The organism is Pseudomonas sp. FG86, assembly GCF_057808775.1.
In genome coordinates this window covers 1-13,851 of sequence record NZ_JBMDIS010000123.1, presented here as the reverse complement: position 1 = coordinate 13,851, position 13,851 = coordinate 1, and the positions used below count along the sequence as shown (strand labels likewise).

General features: G+C 65.0%; 12 protein-coding genes. 9 read left to right on the top strand and 3 right to left on the bottom strand.

Annotation, left to right across the window (positions count from 1 at the left end):
* Positions 1-125 precede the first annotated feature (125 nt).
* Genes ACODSV_RS33935 through ACODSV_RS33925 form a run of 3 tightly spaced genes read right to left on the bottom strand, consistent with a single transcriptional unit; the run spans position 126 to position 2,565 of the window.
* Positions 126-866, bottom strand: a complete 741-nt coding sequence (locus tag ACODSV_RS33935; RefSeq protein ID WP_024074693.1) for a PAS domain-containing protein — start codon at positions 864-866, stop codon at positions 126-128.
* Positions 867-1,526, bottom strand: a complete 660-nt coding sequence (locus ACODSV_RS33930) for a response regulator (protein ID WP_024074692.1) — start codon at positions 1,524-1,526, stop codon at positions 867-869.
* Positions 1,495-2,565 (bottom strand): ATP-binding protein, encoded by a 1,071-nt coding sequence (locus ACODSV_RS33925; protein ID WP_223820647.1) that lies wholly within the window; start codon positions 2,563-2,565, stop codon positions 1,495-1,497. The genes ACODSV_RS33930 and ACODSV_RS33925 overlap by 32 nt, the downstream gene beginning before the upstream one ends.
* A 225-nt stretch (positions 2,566-2,790) precedes the next feature.
* Between ACODSV_RS33925 and ACODSV_RS33920 the strand changes: the two genes are divergently transcribed.
* The 9 genes from ACODSV_RS33920 to ACODSV_RS33880 all read left to right on the top strand — a co-directional run bounded on the left by ACODSV_RS33920 (position 2,791) and on the right by ACODSV_RS33880 (position 13,709).
* A complete protein-coding gene (locus ACODSV_RS33920; RefSeq protein WP_150055664.1) occupies positions 2,791-3,237 on the top strand; it encodes a dimethylamine monooxygenase subunit DmmA family protein in 447 nt (148 codons plus the stop codon).
* Positions 3,234-4,163 carry a PDR/VanB family oxidoreductase gene (locus ACODSV_RS33915; protein ID WP_150055665.1) on the top strand — a complete coding sequence of 310 codons (930 nt, stop codon included), beginning with the start codon at positions 3,234-3,236 and terminating at the stop codon, positions 4,161-4,163. Before ACODSV_RS33920 ends, ACODSV_RS33915 begins: the two co-directional genes overlap by 4 nt.
* 11 nt (positions 4,164-4,174) lie before the next feature.
* Positions 4,175-5,191 carry a heme-dependent oxidative N-demethylase family protein gene (locus tag ACODSV_RS33910; RefSeq protein WP_041160898.1) on the top strand — a complete coding sequence of 339 codons (1,017 nt, stop codon included), beginning with the start codon at positions 4,175-4,177 and terminating at the stop codon, positions 5,189-5,191.
* 27 nt (positions 5,192-5,218) lie between these two features.
* Positions 5,219-6,349, top strand: a complete 1,131-nt coding sequence (locus ACODSV_RS33905) for an aminomethyl transferase family protein (protein WP_069075689.1) — start codon at positions 5,219-5,221, stop codon at positions 6,347-6,349.
* 30 nt (positions 6,350-6,379) lie between these two features.
* Entirely contained in the window at positions 6,380-7,246 is an 867-nt protein-coding gene (purU, locus tag ACODSV_RS33900; RefSeq protein WP_454843862.1) for a formyltetrahydrofolate deformylase, read from the top strand.
* A 20-nt stretch (positions 7,247-7,266) separates the two neighbouring features.
* Positions 7,267-8,634, top strand: coding sequence for a trimethylamine monooxygenase (locus ACODSV_RS33895; protein ID WP_150054629.1), 1,368 nt, complete (start codon positions 7,267-7,269; stop codon positions 8,632-8,634).
* A 2-nt stretch (positions 8,635-8,636) separates the two neighbouring features.
* The gene (locus tag ACODSV_RS33890) at positions 8,637-10,946 is read left to right on the top strand and encodes a trimethylamine N-oxide demethylase (protein WP_150054630.1); all 2,310 of its coding nucleotides are present in this window, start codon (positions 8,637-8,639) and stop codon (positions 10,944-10,946) included.
* A gap of 74 nt (positions 10,947-11,020) precedes the next feature.
* Positions 11,021-12,700, top strand: coding sequence for an APC family permease (locus ACODSV_RS33885; RefSeq protein ID WP_024074683.1), 1,680 nt, complete (start codon positions 11,021-11,023; stop codon positions 12,698-12,700).
* A gap of 61 nt (positions 12,701-12,761) precedes the next feature.
* Complete coding sequence (locus tag ACODSV_RS33880; RefSeq protein ID WP_411736736.1) at positions 12,762-13,709, top strand: bifunctional 5,10-methylenetetrahydrofolate dehydrogenase/5,10-methenyltetrahydrofolate cyclohydrolase; 948 nt, start codon at positions 12,762-12,764, stop codon at positions 13,707-13,709.
* The last annotated feature ends 142 nt before the right edge of the window (positions 13,710-13,851 follow it).

The window sequence follows — 13,851 nt, the reverse complement described above, 5'->3', positions numbered from 1 at the left end:
AAGCGGTCGGCCCGAAGGCCGCCACGGGACCAAGCTCCCTCGCCACAGACCGCTGAAAAAAGTTGTGTAGATACTTATGCTCATCGGGGGCAAGCCCCCTCCCACATTTGAACGGCGTTTACCCGTTAAAGCTTGCGCTCGAAAATCGCCCCCTCGATCCCCAGCACCTCGCGGGTATCGGCATAAATCCCCACGCCCTTCTCCCATACGTGCTTGATCGAGCGGTCGGCGCAGCGGATCTGGTAATTGAGCTCGAACGGCTCATGCCGCGACAGCGCATATTGCACCTCGCGCCATACGTAGTCGGCATCCTGCGCCAGGATCAGGCTGTTGTAGGTGAACTCATGGTTGTCCACCAGGCGCTCGGCGGGGTAGCCGGTCAACTCCAGGCAGCCGGCGCTGACGAATTCCATGGTCCAGTCGCGGTTGTTGCGCCCGCGGTAGATCAGCCCCGGCATGCTGTCGAGCAGGCTCATGCTGCTGCGCTGGCTGGCCTGCAAGGCAATTTCACGGCGTTTATGCGCGGTGATGTCGCTGGCCACCAGATAGAACCCCTGGGGGCCGCGCTTGAGGCTGATCTCGAACCAGCGCAGCTCGCCGCTGGGGTGCACGAAGCGCAGGCGCTGGTTGAACGAGGTCTCGGGGCGGCGGCGCAGTTCATTCAGGGCCTGGCGCCACAGCGGGCGGTCTTCCTGGTGCACATAGTCCATCAGGTTGCGCTCGGCACCCGGCGGCCCCATCAGCTCGGCCCAGGCCAGGTTGAAGTGGGCGATCTGGCCGTTGTCGCGCAGTTGCAATAAGGCGGCGGGAAAGCAATCCATCAGGTCAATCGGCAGGGGCGCAAACGCTTCAGGGCTATCCCTCATTTAATGGCGCTCCTCGTGTTTCATCAAGGCGCCGCTGTGCACCCAGGCCGCCAGCTCCAGCCGTGAATGCAGGCCAAGCTTCTGCAACAGGCTGCGCACGTAGATTTTCACCGTGCCGTCGCTGATCCCCAGTTCCCGGCCGATCTGTTTATTGCTCATGCCGGCGGCGATCAGCGCCAGGGTCTGGCCTTCGCGTTCGGTGAGGTTTTCGCTGCCCGCGGCCTCACACGCCGGCGCAGGCTCGGCCTGGTCGGCGAGCAAGGCAATCAGGGTCGAGTCCAGCACGATCGCGCCCTTGTGACAGTTGCGCATATACGCCAGCAACGCCTCGGGCTCGGTTTCCTTGAGCACATAGCCGCTGGCGCCCAGGCGCAAGGCGGTGAGCAGCTCGGCGCGGTCCATCGAGGCGGTGAGCACCACCACCTGACACTCCAGGCGCAACTGACGCAGTTCATCCAGCACCTGCAAACCGCTGAGGCCGGGCATGTGCAGGTCGAGCAGTACCTGTTGCGGCGTCAGGCTCACGGCCAGGTTGATGCCTTCACGGCCACTGGCTGCCTGCCCCACCACTTCGAAGTCGTCGCTGGCGTCGAACAACTGCGCCAGGCCCTTGCGAAACAATGGGTGATCATCGATCAGTAATAAGGTCGTGCAGTCCATCGAGACTCCCCTGTGGCAGGTCGTGGTGGCGGCGCAGGCCAAGGTGCACGCGCACCCCGTGCGGGCGGATCGTTTCAATGCTCAGGCGCGCGCCGAGGCTGGCGGCGCGCTCGCGGATAATCGCCAGGCCGAAATGATTATGTTCGTCGGATGCCGGGCTCAGGCCGATGCCATCGTCTTCCACCGACACTGAAGCGTCGCCGTCCTGGGTCTGGCGCAGCTCAATGCGCACGTGCCGCGCATGGGAATGGCGCACGGCATTGGCCAGGGCCTCGCGAATGATCTGCAAGACCTGCAATTCAGTTTCCGGGCCCAGGGCATCGTCCGGCAGGCGGTTGTCCAGTTCGAACACGATGATGCAACGCCGCGAGAACTCCGCCACCGAATCGGCCAGGGCCTGGCGCAGCGAGCGCCCGTCCATGGTCAGGCGCGCACTGGTGATCAGCTCGCGCACCTGGCGTTGCAACTGGCTCAGGCCGGCACACAGGTCGTGCAGGGCTGGCGCGCCCAACTGCGACTGCAACCCATGGGCCTGGAACGACAGGTAACCCAACTGCTGCGCCACCGAATCGTGCAGCTCACGGGCCAGGGCACCGTGGCGGGAGGTCGCCTGTTTGCGCTGCTGCTCACGGGCGTGGCCGCGCAGGCGCACGGTTACGCCGACGGCCTGCGCTGCCTCTTCCAACAACTGGCGCCAGCTGGCACCGGCTCGCCTGGGCGTGTCGAGCAGCAACACGCCCTTCTGGCCCTCGGGCAAGGCACACACCAGGCGATGCACACCGCGTTGCCGGCACGGGCCACAGGCCTGGGGCGTTTGCGCCACGGCTGCATTGCGCCAGGGGCAGGTCGCGGCGTCCTGGCAGCCTTCGATCAAGCCGCGGCGTGTCGGGCTGAGGTCTTCGCCGCCGAGGATCAGGTTGAGCCTGGCGCGGGGTAGCAGTGCGTCGAAACGGTCCAGGAAATCCGACAAGGCACCGTCAGCGTGCAGGGGCAACCCGGCCAACAGCCGACGCACGCTGCGCGCCTGTTCGCGGCGCACAGGCCCCAACCAGAGCGGCCACCATTGCGGTCGTATTCGCACTCTTCGATAACTCCCCGTCCCGTTGCTCGGCGTGACCTCAAGCCCAGCAACTTCCATGCCCCGAACGCCCTTGGGGCAAGGCTTATCTCCAAAGGCATAGCCCTTTTTCCAGATTGAGAAGATTTTCTCCATAGGAAAGTATCTCTCCCAACAGGAAACAAAACGCACCTTGGAGGAGCCCGCATGACGCACACCCTCAGCCGCCCCATCGTGGTGATGCAATCGGCGACCGCCTGCACGGAGGTGGTCGCCACGCTGGACCAGCCGGTACTGCTGAACGGCGAACAACCCGACTTCGCGCGCCGCCTGCAACAGGCATTGAGCAGCGCAACCGTGGGGTGCCGGCTTTACCTGCTGGGAGATGAAGCCTTTGTCTGGCGTATCCATGCGCAAGCCCGCGCCGCTGGCCTGGAAGACGACGAGATCAGCATGACCTGCGCCACGCCCGGCCTACGCCAGGTGTATTGCGCCCACTGTGGCCTGACCCAGGCTGCCGGGCCATCGCCCTCATTGAACTGCATCGGTTGCCACGTCGGGCTTGAAGTGCGTACGCATTTCTCCCGGCGCCTGGGGGCTTACCTCGGCGTGTGCCACAACCCCGACCAGCCCTATGCAGGGTTCCAGCCATGAGCGCGGCCCTCAAGGTTCAGGTCAGCGCCGCAAGAATGCTCACGCCGGTGGTGCGCGAACTCACCCTGACCGCCTGCGACGGTACCCTGCCCGGCTTCTCGCCCGGCAGCCATGTGCAAGTGCATCTGCCGCTGGCCGACGGCACGGTGCGCAACGCCTATTCGCTGACCAGCGACCCGGCGCACCTGCATCACTACCGCATCGCCGTGCGCCTGCAAGACGCTTCGCGTGGCGGCTCGCAGTACCTGCATCGGCAGGTGCAGGTCGGCGACACCTTGCAGCTCTCGCCGCCGGCCAATCTGTTCGCGCCCCACGGCACCGCGCGCCGGCATATCCTCATCGCTGCCGGGATCGGTATCACGCCGTTCATGGCCTATATCGCCGCGCTGGAACAGCAGCAGGCCGACTTCGAACTGCATTACCTGTTCCGCCCGGGCCTCAGCGACGCCTATCTCGACGAGTTGCAACAACGCCTCGGCCCGCGCCTGCACAGCTACGAACGGCGCCCGGACCTGAACCGGATCCTCGCCAACCGGCCACTGGGCAGCCACGTCTACAGCTGTGGCCCGCAGTCTCTACTCGACGCGGTCGAGCTTGAGGCCACCCGCCTCGGTTGGCCGCCCAAGCGCGTGCATTCCGAAGCCTTCAAGGGTGCCCAGCCGGGCCAGCCGTTCGACCTGCACCTGCTGCGCAGCGGCCGGCGCCTGCGGGTCGAGGCCGAGCAAAGCCTGCTCGAAGCCCTGGAGCACGCAGGACTACAGGTGCCCAACCTGTGCCGTGGCGGGGTCTGCGGCCAGTGCATCACCCGGCACAACGGCGGCGCCATCGAACACCGTGACAGTTTCCTCAGCCCGGCCGAGCAGGCCGAATTTCTGATGCCCTGCGTCTCGCGCGGCCACGGCCCCTGCGTTTCGCTGGACCTCTAGGAGTGAGTGACATGCCCCTGCAATCGAGCCCCGTGTTGAGCTATCGCGACGATTTCAGCTTTCGCAACAGCCCGGCGGCGATCCGGCGCTTCCCCTTTCCCTTCATCGAGGACAGCTACCTGTACTCGGTGAATATCGAACCGGCCACCTCCCGCGACCCCGGCTCGATCTATGAGCACGCTTTCGACATCGACGAGCACTACCGCTCGGAAATGGCCGAGCGTGCCCTGGTGCTGGACCAGGACCCGCGCCGCTACCTGGTGATGCCGCACATGCAAGTGGCGGCCTGGGATGCGTTGCAGATGCTCATGCAGCACCTGGCCGCCGACTACCCGCAGTGGTTCAGCCTGACGCAAGACGGCGAGCACTGGCATTGGCGCAACCACCTGCTGGACATCGACCAGCCCTTCATCTTCGGCGACGCCACCAGCCTGCCCTGCGCACCGCTGGAGTACATCGGCCGTCAGGTGCAGGGGGATTTCGCCCTGCTCGACCAGCGCGACGGCGACCTGTACATGGACGCCGGCCTGGTCACCAGCCCGGCCGACTGGTCGCTGGCGTTCGATGCCGGCATGAGTTTCAAGCAATGGCACGCACCGGTGCCCATGGCCCATCAGATGGGCGTGTTCGACCGCGCGCTGAAGTACCTGCTCAACCTGCAGGTCGGCCAGCCCGTGCGGCGCTTGAACTGGACCCTGACCATCAACCCGCGCCTGGATTCATCCCCCGAGACGTTCCATCAATGGGGCGCCGATCGCGGCCAGATCACCGCGCAGAACGTCGGGCAGCAGGTGCACCTGCGGGTCGAGCTGCAAGTGATGGCGCGCCTGCCGCGCAGCCACGCGGTGATGTTCAGCATCCGTACCTACCTGATCAGCCTGGACGAGCTGGTCACGCAACCCGGCTGGGGCTGTCGCCTGCACCGCGTGCTGCGCGACCTGCCCGACCCCATCGCCGACTACAAGGGCATGACCCGCTACCGCCGCACGCTGGTCGAGTGGCTGAGCCAGTTTGACCCACTCGCGTGACCTCATTTTCCCGACAAGGAGCATCACATGACCCACTCCTGGCGTATCTCTGCATTGGCCGAACGGCACCGCGCCCTTGGCTCGAACCTTGAAGACTGGAACGGCATGGGCACCGCCTGGACCTACAGCAGTGCACTGGCCGACCACCACGAAGCGATCCGCACCCGCGCCGGCCTGATGGACGTGTCGGGGCTGAAAAAAGTCCATTACGTGGGGCCCCACGCCGAGAGCCTGTTGCAGTGGGCGACCACCCGCGACATCGCCAAGCTCTACCCCGGCAAATCGGTGTACGCCTCGATGCTCGACGAGGACGGCAAATTCGTCGATGACTGCATCGTCTACCGCACCGGGCCCAATGCGTTCATGGTGGTGCATGGCGCCGGCAGCGGGCATGAAATGCTGGTGCGCTCGGCCCTGGGCCGGCAAGTGGCGGTGCTGTTCGATGACGACCTGCACGACCTGTCGCTGCAAGGCCCGCTGGCGGTGGACTTCCTCGCCGAACACGTGCCCGGCATCCGCCAACTGGCGTACTTCCACCACCTGCAAACCCGCCTGTTCGAGCGCCCGGTGATGATCTCCCGCACCGGCTACACCGGTGAGCGCGGCTACGAGATTTTCTGCAAGGCCGCCGACGCGCCGTTCCTGTGGGACAGCATCCTCGAACAGGGCGCCGGCCTGGGGATCATCCCCTGCGCCTTCACCGCCCTGGACTGGCTGCGGGTGGAAAGCTCGCTGATGTTCTTCCCCTACGACAACTCGCAGATGTACCCCTTCGCCGACCAGAAGGCCGGCGACACCCTCTGGGAAATGGGCCTGGACTTCACCGTTTCGCCGGGCAAAAGCGCGTTCCGGGGCGCCGAAGAACACCAGCGCCTGCGCGGCCAGGAGCGTTTCAAGATCACCGGCGTGCTGCTTGAGGGCGTGCGTGCCGCCGAGGCCGGCGACACCTTGTGGCAGGGCAACCGGCAAGTCGGCGTGATCACCTGCGGCATGTATTCGCGCCTGAGCAAACGCTCGATGGCCATCGCGCGCATGAGCGTCGCCTGTTCCGAACCCGGTATTGCCGTGCAGGTGCGCGGCAGCCTTGAGGCCAGCGCCAGCACCCACGCCCTGCCCTTCGATGACCCGCAAAAAACCAAGCGCACGGCCAAGGGCTGAGCCTTCCTTCACTGTATTCAGGAGCCTTCGATGGACGCCTCCCGCGAACATTACATCCTCAAGATCACCTGCCCGGCGGCGTCCGGGATCGTCGCCGCGATCAGCGCCTGCCTGGCCCGGCAGCAGTGCTACATCAGCGAGCTGGCGCAGTTCGACGACGAGTTCACCGGGCAGTTCTTCATGCGCGCGGTGTTCCGCTTCAACACCGGCGTCAGCGGCGATATCGGCGCCCTGCGCGAAGGCCTGGGCGACCTGGCCGGCGGGTTCGATATGCACTGGCAGTTGTTCAGCTCATGCCAACCGACCCGCGTACTGCTGATGGTCAGCAAATTCGACCACTGCCTCACCGACCTGCTCTACCGCCACCGCAAGGGCGAGATGGACATGCACATCACCGCCGTGGTCTCCAACCACCTGGACCTGCGGGCGATGGCCGAGCGCGAAGGCATCCGCTTCATCTACCTGCCGATCACCCAGGACACCAAGGCCAGCCAGGAAGCCGAGCTGATGCGCATCATCGAAGACACCCAGACCGACCTGGTGGTGCTCGCGCGCTACATGCAGATCCTATCCGACGGCCTGTGCCAGCACCTGTCGGGGCGGGCGATCAATATCCATCACTCGTTCCTCCCAGGGTTCAAGGGCGCCAAGCCCTACCACCAGGCCTATGACCGTGGCGTCAAGCTGATCGGCGCCACCGCCCACTACGTCACCAGCGACCTGGATGAGGGCCCGATCATCGAGCAGGAAATCCAGCGCGTCGACCATACCCACTTGCCCGACTCGCTGGTCGCCATCGGCCGCGACACCGAAACCGTGGCCCTTTCCAAGGCCCTGAAATACCACCTGGAACACCGGGTGTTCATCAACCAGGACAAGACAGTGATCTTTCGCTGAAACCTTCAGGAGGCACGCTCATGACCCTACGTGTTGCAATCATCGGCGCCGGCCCGTGTGGCCTGGCGCAACTTCGCGCGTTCCAGTCGGCCCGCGACAAAGGTGCCGCCATCCCCGAATTGGTGTGCTTCGAGAAACAGCAGGACTGGGGCGGCATGTGGAACTACACCTGGCGCACCGGCCTCGACGAGAACGGCGAGCCGGTGCACGGCAGCATGTACCGCTACCTGTGGTCCAACGGCCCCAAGGAATGCCTGGAATTTGCCGACTACACCTTTGAAGAACATTTCGGCCGGCCCATCGCGTCCTACCCGCCGCGCGAGGTGCTGTGGGACTACATCAAGGGCCGGGTGGAGAAAGCCGGGGTACGCGACTACATCCGCTTCAACCATGTGGTGCGCCAAGTCACCTTCGACGAACAGACCCAGCGCTTCAGCCTGTATGCCCACGACTACAACACCGACACCTTGACCTGCGAAGCATTCGACTACGTGATCAACGCCTGCGGCCACTTCTCCACGCCCAAGGTGCCGTACTTCGAAGGCTTTGAGCAATTCGCCGGGCGCATCCTGCATGCCCATGATTTTCGCGAGGCCCTGGAGTTCAAGGACAAGGACCTGCTGATTGTCGGCAGCAGCTATTCGGCCGAGGATATCGGCTCGCAATGCTACAAATACGGCGCGCGCAGCATCACCAGTTGCTACCGCACCGCCCCCATGGGCTATGCCTGGCCGGACAACTGGGAAGAAAAACCACTGCTCCAGCGCCTGGAAAACAACCGCGCGTACTTTGCCGACGGCAGCAGCAAGCACATCGATGCGGTGATCCTGTGCACCGGCTACAAGCACCACTTCCCATTCCTGCCCGATGAACTGAGCCTCAAGACCGACAACCGCCTGTGGCCGATGAACCTCTACAAGGGTGTGTTCTGGGAACCCAACCCCCGCCTGATCTACCTCGGCATGCAGGACCAGTGGTACTCCTTCAACATGTTCGATGCCCAGGCCTGGTATGCCCGCGATGTGATCCTGGGGCGCATCCCACTGCCCAGCCAGGCCGAGATGGTCGCCGACAGCCAGCAATGGCACGTGCGGGAACAGACCCTGGAAACCAACCAGCAGATGTTCGAATACCAGGGCGCCTATATCCAGCACCTGGTGGACGCCACCGACTACCCGGATTTCGACATCGCCGGGGTCAACGAAACCTTTCTGCACTGGAAGCACGACAAGGCGGAAAACATCATGGGTTATCGCGACAAGTCCTACCGCTCGCTGATGACCGGCACCCAGTCGCCGCCCCACCACACGCCGTGGTTGCAGGCCCTGGATGATTCGATGGCAGCGTACCTGGGCGCGCCCGCGACGCCCATCAAGTCGGTCGGCTGATGATGAATGCACCGCGTATTTCCCATCCCCGAGAGCCCGGGCTGTTTGCCCGCGCGCCGAACCTGGAGCGCTACCGCGTGGCCGCCGGCGGTGTGACCCTGGTGGACTTGCAGCCCGGCGACGGCCTGCACGTGATCGACGTCGAAGGCCGGCAACCCTGCGCACTGCTGGCCCTCGACACCGGCGGCCGCAGCGCCCTGGCGAGCTGGGGCCTGCGCGGGTCAACGGCGTGCAGTGTGCCAGGGCGTATCGGCCTGGCGCTCCAGCGGCGCGGCATCGACGCCCAGGCATTGCCGCTGGCCGCCTCGCTGTGGGACGCCGACAGCCCGCCCGGCCACAGCCGGCAGTTTGTCGCCCAAGACGCGCTGCTGGTGATCGTCGCCGCGCCCGCCGAGGCCACCGCCGTCGACCGGCAATACCGGCCCAGCGAGCTGCGCCTGCGGGTGACGCGGGCCAACCCATCGCCGCTGCTGGTACCGGCCCTGCCCGAGCCGTTGGGTGAAGTGCTGGACGAATTCACCCTGCGCGCGGGCACGGCCCGCAGCTACACCGTCGCCAAGGGCCAGTACGTGCAGGTGCTGGATGTGGCCGGCCGCCAGTGTTCGGACTTCGTCGCCCTCGACCGCCGTGCCCTGGATCGCGGCGTGGAGCTGGAGCTGGACCAGACCGTCACGCGCACCCTGAACGGCAGCGCCTACCCGGCACCGGGGCTGTTCTCGAAGTTTTTCGACCGCCACATGCAACCGATGCTGGACGTGGTGCAAGACACCGTCGGGCGCCACGATTCATTCGCCCTGGCCTGCGCGGCGCGCTACTACGAAACCCATGGGTATTTCGGGCACGACAACTGCAGCGACAACCTCAGCCAGGTCCTTGCGCCCTATGGCGTGCAGGCCCGCAACGGTTGGCCGGCGATCAACTTTTTCTTCAATACGGGGATTGATGCGCACCAGCAGATGACCCTGGATGAGCCCTGGTCGCGGCCCGGTGACTACGTGCTGCTGCGGGCCATGACCGACCTGCTGTGTGGCAGTACCTCGTGCCCGGATGACATCGACCCGGCCAATGGCTGGAACCCGACCGATATCCATGTCCGCATCTACAGCGAGAAGGAGCGTTTTTCCATCGCCATGAGCACTCGAACCACGGCGGATGCCGACCCGATTCTCACCCGTGAGTCCGCGTTTCACTCACGCACCAGCGCCCTCACCGGCAGCTTCATCGACTACCGCAACTGGTGGCTGCCGCTGCGCTACGACGGTTACGGCGCCACCGAGGAATACCTCGGGTGCCGCGAACGGGTGGCGGTGATGGACCTGACCGCCCTGCGCAAATTCGAAATCATCGGCCCCGACGCCGAAGCCCTGTTGCAGTACTGCCTGACCCGCGATGTGCGGCGCCTGGCGGTGGGCCAGGTGGTGTATTCGGCGATGTGCCACGCCCACGGCGGCATGCTCGACGACGGCACCCTGCTGCGCCTGGGCCCGGACAACTTCCGTTGGATCTGCGGCGAAGACTACGCCGGCGTGTGGTTGCGCGAGCAGGCACAGAAACTGGGCATGAAGGTGTGGGTCAAGTCCGCCAGCGAGCAGATCCACAACCTGGCGGTGCAAGGGCCCCTGAGTCGCGAGCTGCTCAAGCAGATGGTCTGGACCCCGCCCACCCAGCCGAGCCTGGAAACCCTCGGCTGGTTCCGCTTCCTGGTCGGCCGGCTGGACGGTTTCGACGGCTGCCCGTTGATGATTTCGCGCACCGGCTACACCGGCGAGCTGGGCTTTGAGGTGTGGTGCCAGCCCGAAGACGCCGAACGGGTGTGGGACCGCATCTGGCAACTCGGCCAACCCTTGGGCCTGGTCCCGCTGGGCCTGGAGGCCCTGGACCTGCTGCGCATCGAAGCCGGGCTGATCTTTGCCGGCTACGAGTTCAGCGACCAGACCGACCCGTTCGAGGCGGGCATCGGTTTCAGCGTACCGCTCAAGAGCAAGACCGATGACTTCATCGGCCGCGATGCCCTGTTGCGGCGCAGCGCCCACCCCAGCCACAAGCTGGTCGGCCTGCACCTGAGCGGCAACGAGACGGCCCGGCATGGCGACCCGGTGTACCAGGGCCGGGCCCAGGTCGGGGTAATCACCAGTGCCTGCCGCTCACCGCTGCTGGCCAGCAATATCGCGCTGTGCCGGGTCGACGTGAGCTGCGCCGAGCCCGGCACTGAACTGGAGATTGGCAAAGTCGATGGCCTGCAGAAGCGCATCAGCGCCAGGGTCAGCGCAGCGATTTTCTACGACCCGGACAAAAGCCGGGTGCGTAGCTGATCGTCCCGAAACGTGTGTGCCACCCCATTTTGACTGCCCCAACCTAACCGCTATTCAGACATGGGAATACGAAGATGGAAGCGACGACGTTCGAGGCTGTACCGCAGGCTGCCGGCTCGGTGGGCAGCCTGCACCGCAAGATCGATTGGCGCGGGGCCTTCTGGGTCGCCAGTGGCGTGCCCGCGCTGGTGCTGTTCTCCATCGGTGCGATTGCCGCCACGGTGGGCAAGCCGGCGTGGATCGTGTGGATCGTGTCGATCCTGTTCGGGTTTATCCAGGCCTTCACCTACGCCGAGATCGCCGGGCTGTTCCCGCACAAATCCGGCGGCGCCTCGGTGTACGGCGCGGTGGCCTGGGTGCGCTACAGCAAGCTGATCGCGCCGGTGTCGGTGTGGTGCAACTGGCTGGCCTGGTCACCGGTGCTGTCCATCGGCTCGGGGCTGGCGGCGGGGTATATCCTCACGGCGCTGTTTCCCGCCGATGCGTTGATCAACACCTGGCAACTGACCCTGCTGGACCTGGGCTGGGTCAAGAGCGGTCTGTCGTTGCGCATCAACGCGACGTTCGCCATTGGTTTGTTGATTTTGCTCACGGTGTTTGCCGTGCAGCACGGCGGCATCCTGCGGTCGGCGCGCCTGACCCTGGTGCTCGGCGTCACCTCGTTGATTCCGCTGCTGCTGGTGGGCGTGGTGCCCTTGTTCACCGGGGATGCGGCCCAGGCCAACTTCCTGCCGCTGTACCCCCTGGCCCATGACGCAGCCGGGCAAGTCATCGATGGGCCGTGGGATATTTCCGGCTGGTCGCTGATGGCCGGTGGGCTGTTCATGGCGGCGTGGTCCACCTACGGTTTTGAAACGGCGGTGTGCTACACCCGCGAATTCAAGGACCCCAAGCGCGACACGTTCAAGGCGATCTTCTACGCCGGCCTGCTCTGCATCCTGGTGTTCACCCTGGTACCGCTGGCGTTCCAGGGCAGCCTGGGGCTGGGTCAACTGGTGACCCCGGCGGTGCTCGACGCCAGTGGCGCAGTCGTGACGCCGGCGGTGTACAGCGGCCTGCTCTCGCCCGCGATCTACAGCGGCATGGGGGTTGGCCAGGTGATGGCCGACAGCATCGGTGGCGGCAAGGTGGTCGCCAATATCGTGTTGATCATGCTGGTGCTGGCGACGTTGCTGGCGATCATGACCTCGATGTCCGGTTCGTCGCGCACCCTGTATCAGGCCTCGGTGGATGGCTGGTTGCCCAAGTACCTGGGGCGCACCAACGAGCACGGCGCGCCGACGGCGGCAATGTGGACCGACCTGTCATTCAACCTGCTGCTGTTGCTGATGTCGGACTACGTGTTCGTGCTGGCGGCATCCAACGTCAGCTACATCATCTTCAACTTCCTCAACCTCAATGCCGGCTGGATCCACCGCCTGGACCGCCCCGACTGGGTACGCCCGTACAAAGCCCCCACCGTGCTGCTGGCGGCCGGCGGCGTGCTGAGTTTCGTCAACCTGGCCTGCATGGGCCTGGGCGCGGATATCTGGGGCGCGGGCACGCTGGTCACCGGTTTGCTGTTGGCGCTGCTGATCCTGCCGGTGTTCTGCTACCGCCACTATGTGCAGGACAAGGGCCACTTCCCCGCCGCCATGCTCACCGACCTGTATATCCAGGCCGACGACGGCCAACGCCGCGCCGGCTGGCTGCCCTACGCCACGCTGGTGGCCGGCGTGCTGGTGGTGTATGCGTGCCATCAACTGGTAGCCTGAGCCTTCTGGCCTGCCTATGGCTGAGGGATTGTTATCCCTCAGCTCCTTATTTCCCCAGACAATGGTGACGCTTTTGACCAGCTCTCTCCCCACGCTTGCCCGCGATATCGACGGCAAGGCCATCGCTGCCCAGGTGCTCGACGAGGTTCGCGAAGAGGTCCTGCTGCTTGCCTCGCAGCAGATCTACCCGGCCCTGGCGGTATTGCTGGTGGGCGATGACCCGGCCAGCCACGTCTACGTGCGCAATAAACTGCTGCGGGCCAAGGAAGCCGGGATTCGCTCCCTGGAATACCGGCTGCCGGAAGATGCCAGCCAGGCGCAGGTGCTGGACCTGCTTGCCCAGTTGAATACCGATGCGTCGGTCAACGGCATCCTGGTGCAATTGCCACTGCCGGCGCACATCGACGAGGCGGCGGTGATCCACGCCATCGACCCGATCAAGGACGTGGATGGCTTCCACCGCGAAAACGTCGGCGGCCTGGTGCAAGGCATCGAGGTGCTCACGCCCTGCACGCCCAGCGGCTGCATGCGCCTGCTGCACGAAACCTGCGGCGATTTGAGCGGCTTGCACGCGGTGGTCATCGGTCGTTCGAACATCGTCGGCAAACCCATGGCGACCCTGCTATTGCAGGCCCACTGCTCGGTCAGCGTGGTGCACTCACGCAGCGTCGATGCCCCAGCGTTGTGCCGTTTGGCCGACATCGTCGTCGCCGCCGTCGGCCGGCCGCAATTGATCGATGCCAGCTGGCTCAAGCCTGGCGCAGTGGTCATTGATGTCGGGATCAACCGCATCACCACCGAGACCGGCACACGGCTGGTGGGGGATGTGGACTATGCCAGCGCACGCACCGTCGCCAGCGCGATTACGCCGGTGCCGGGCGGTGTGGGACCGATGACGATTGCCTACCTGCTGAAAAACACCCTGGTGGCCAGCCAGCTGCAACGCAGCAAGGCCAATGTGGGAGGGGGCTTGCCCCCGATGTCGGTGGCTCAGCTACAACCAAGCTGACTGACAAACCGCTGTCGGCGCATAGACGGTAACCACGATGCGAAGCGAGCCGCTCTTGATCTTGCTTTAGATCTTGCCGTTGCTTTAGATCTTGATCTCAGGCGCCCCGTTAAACCACGCTGGCCGGAATTCGATATTGATT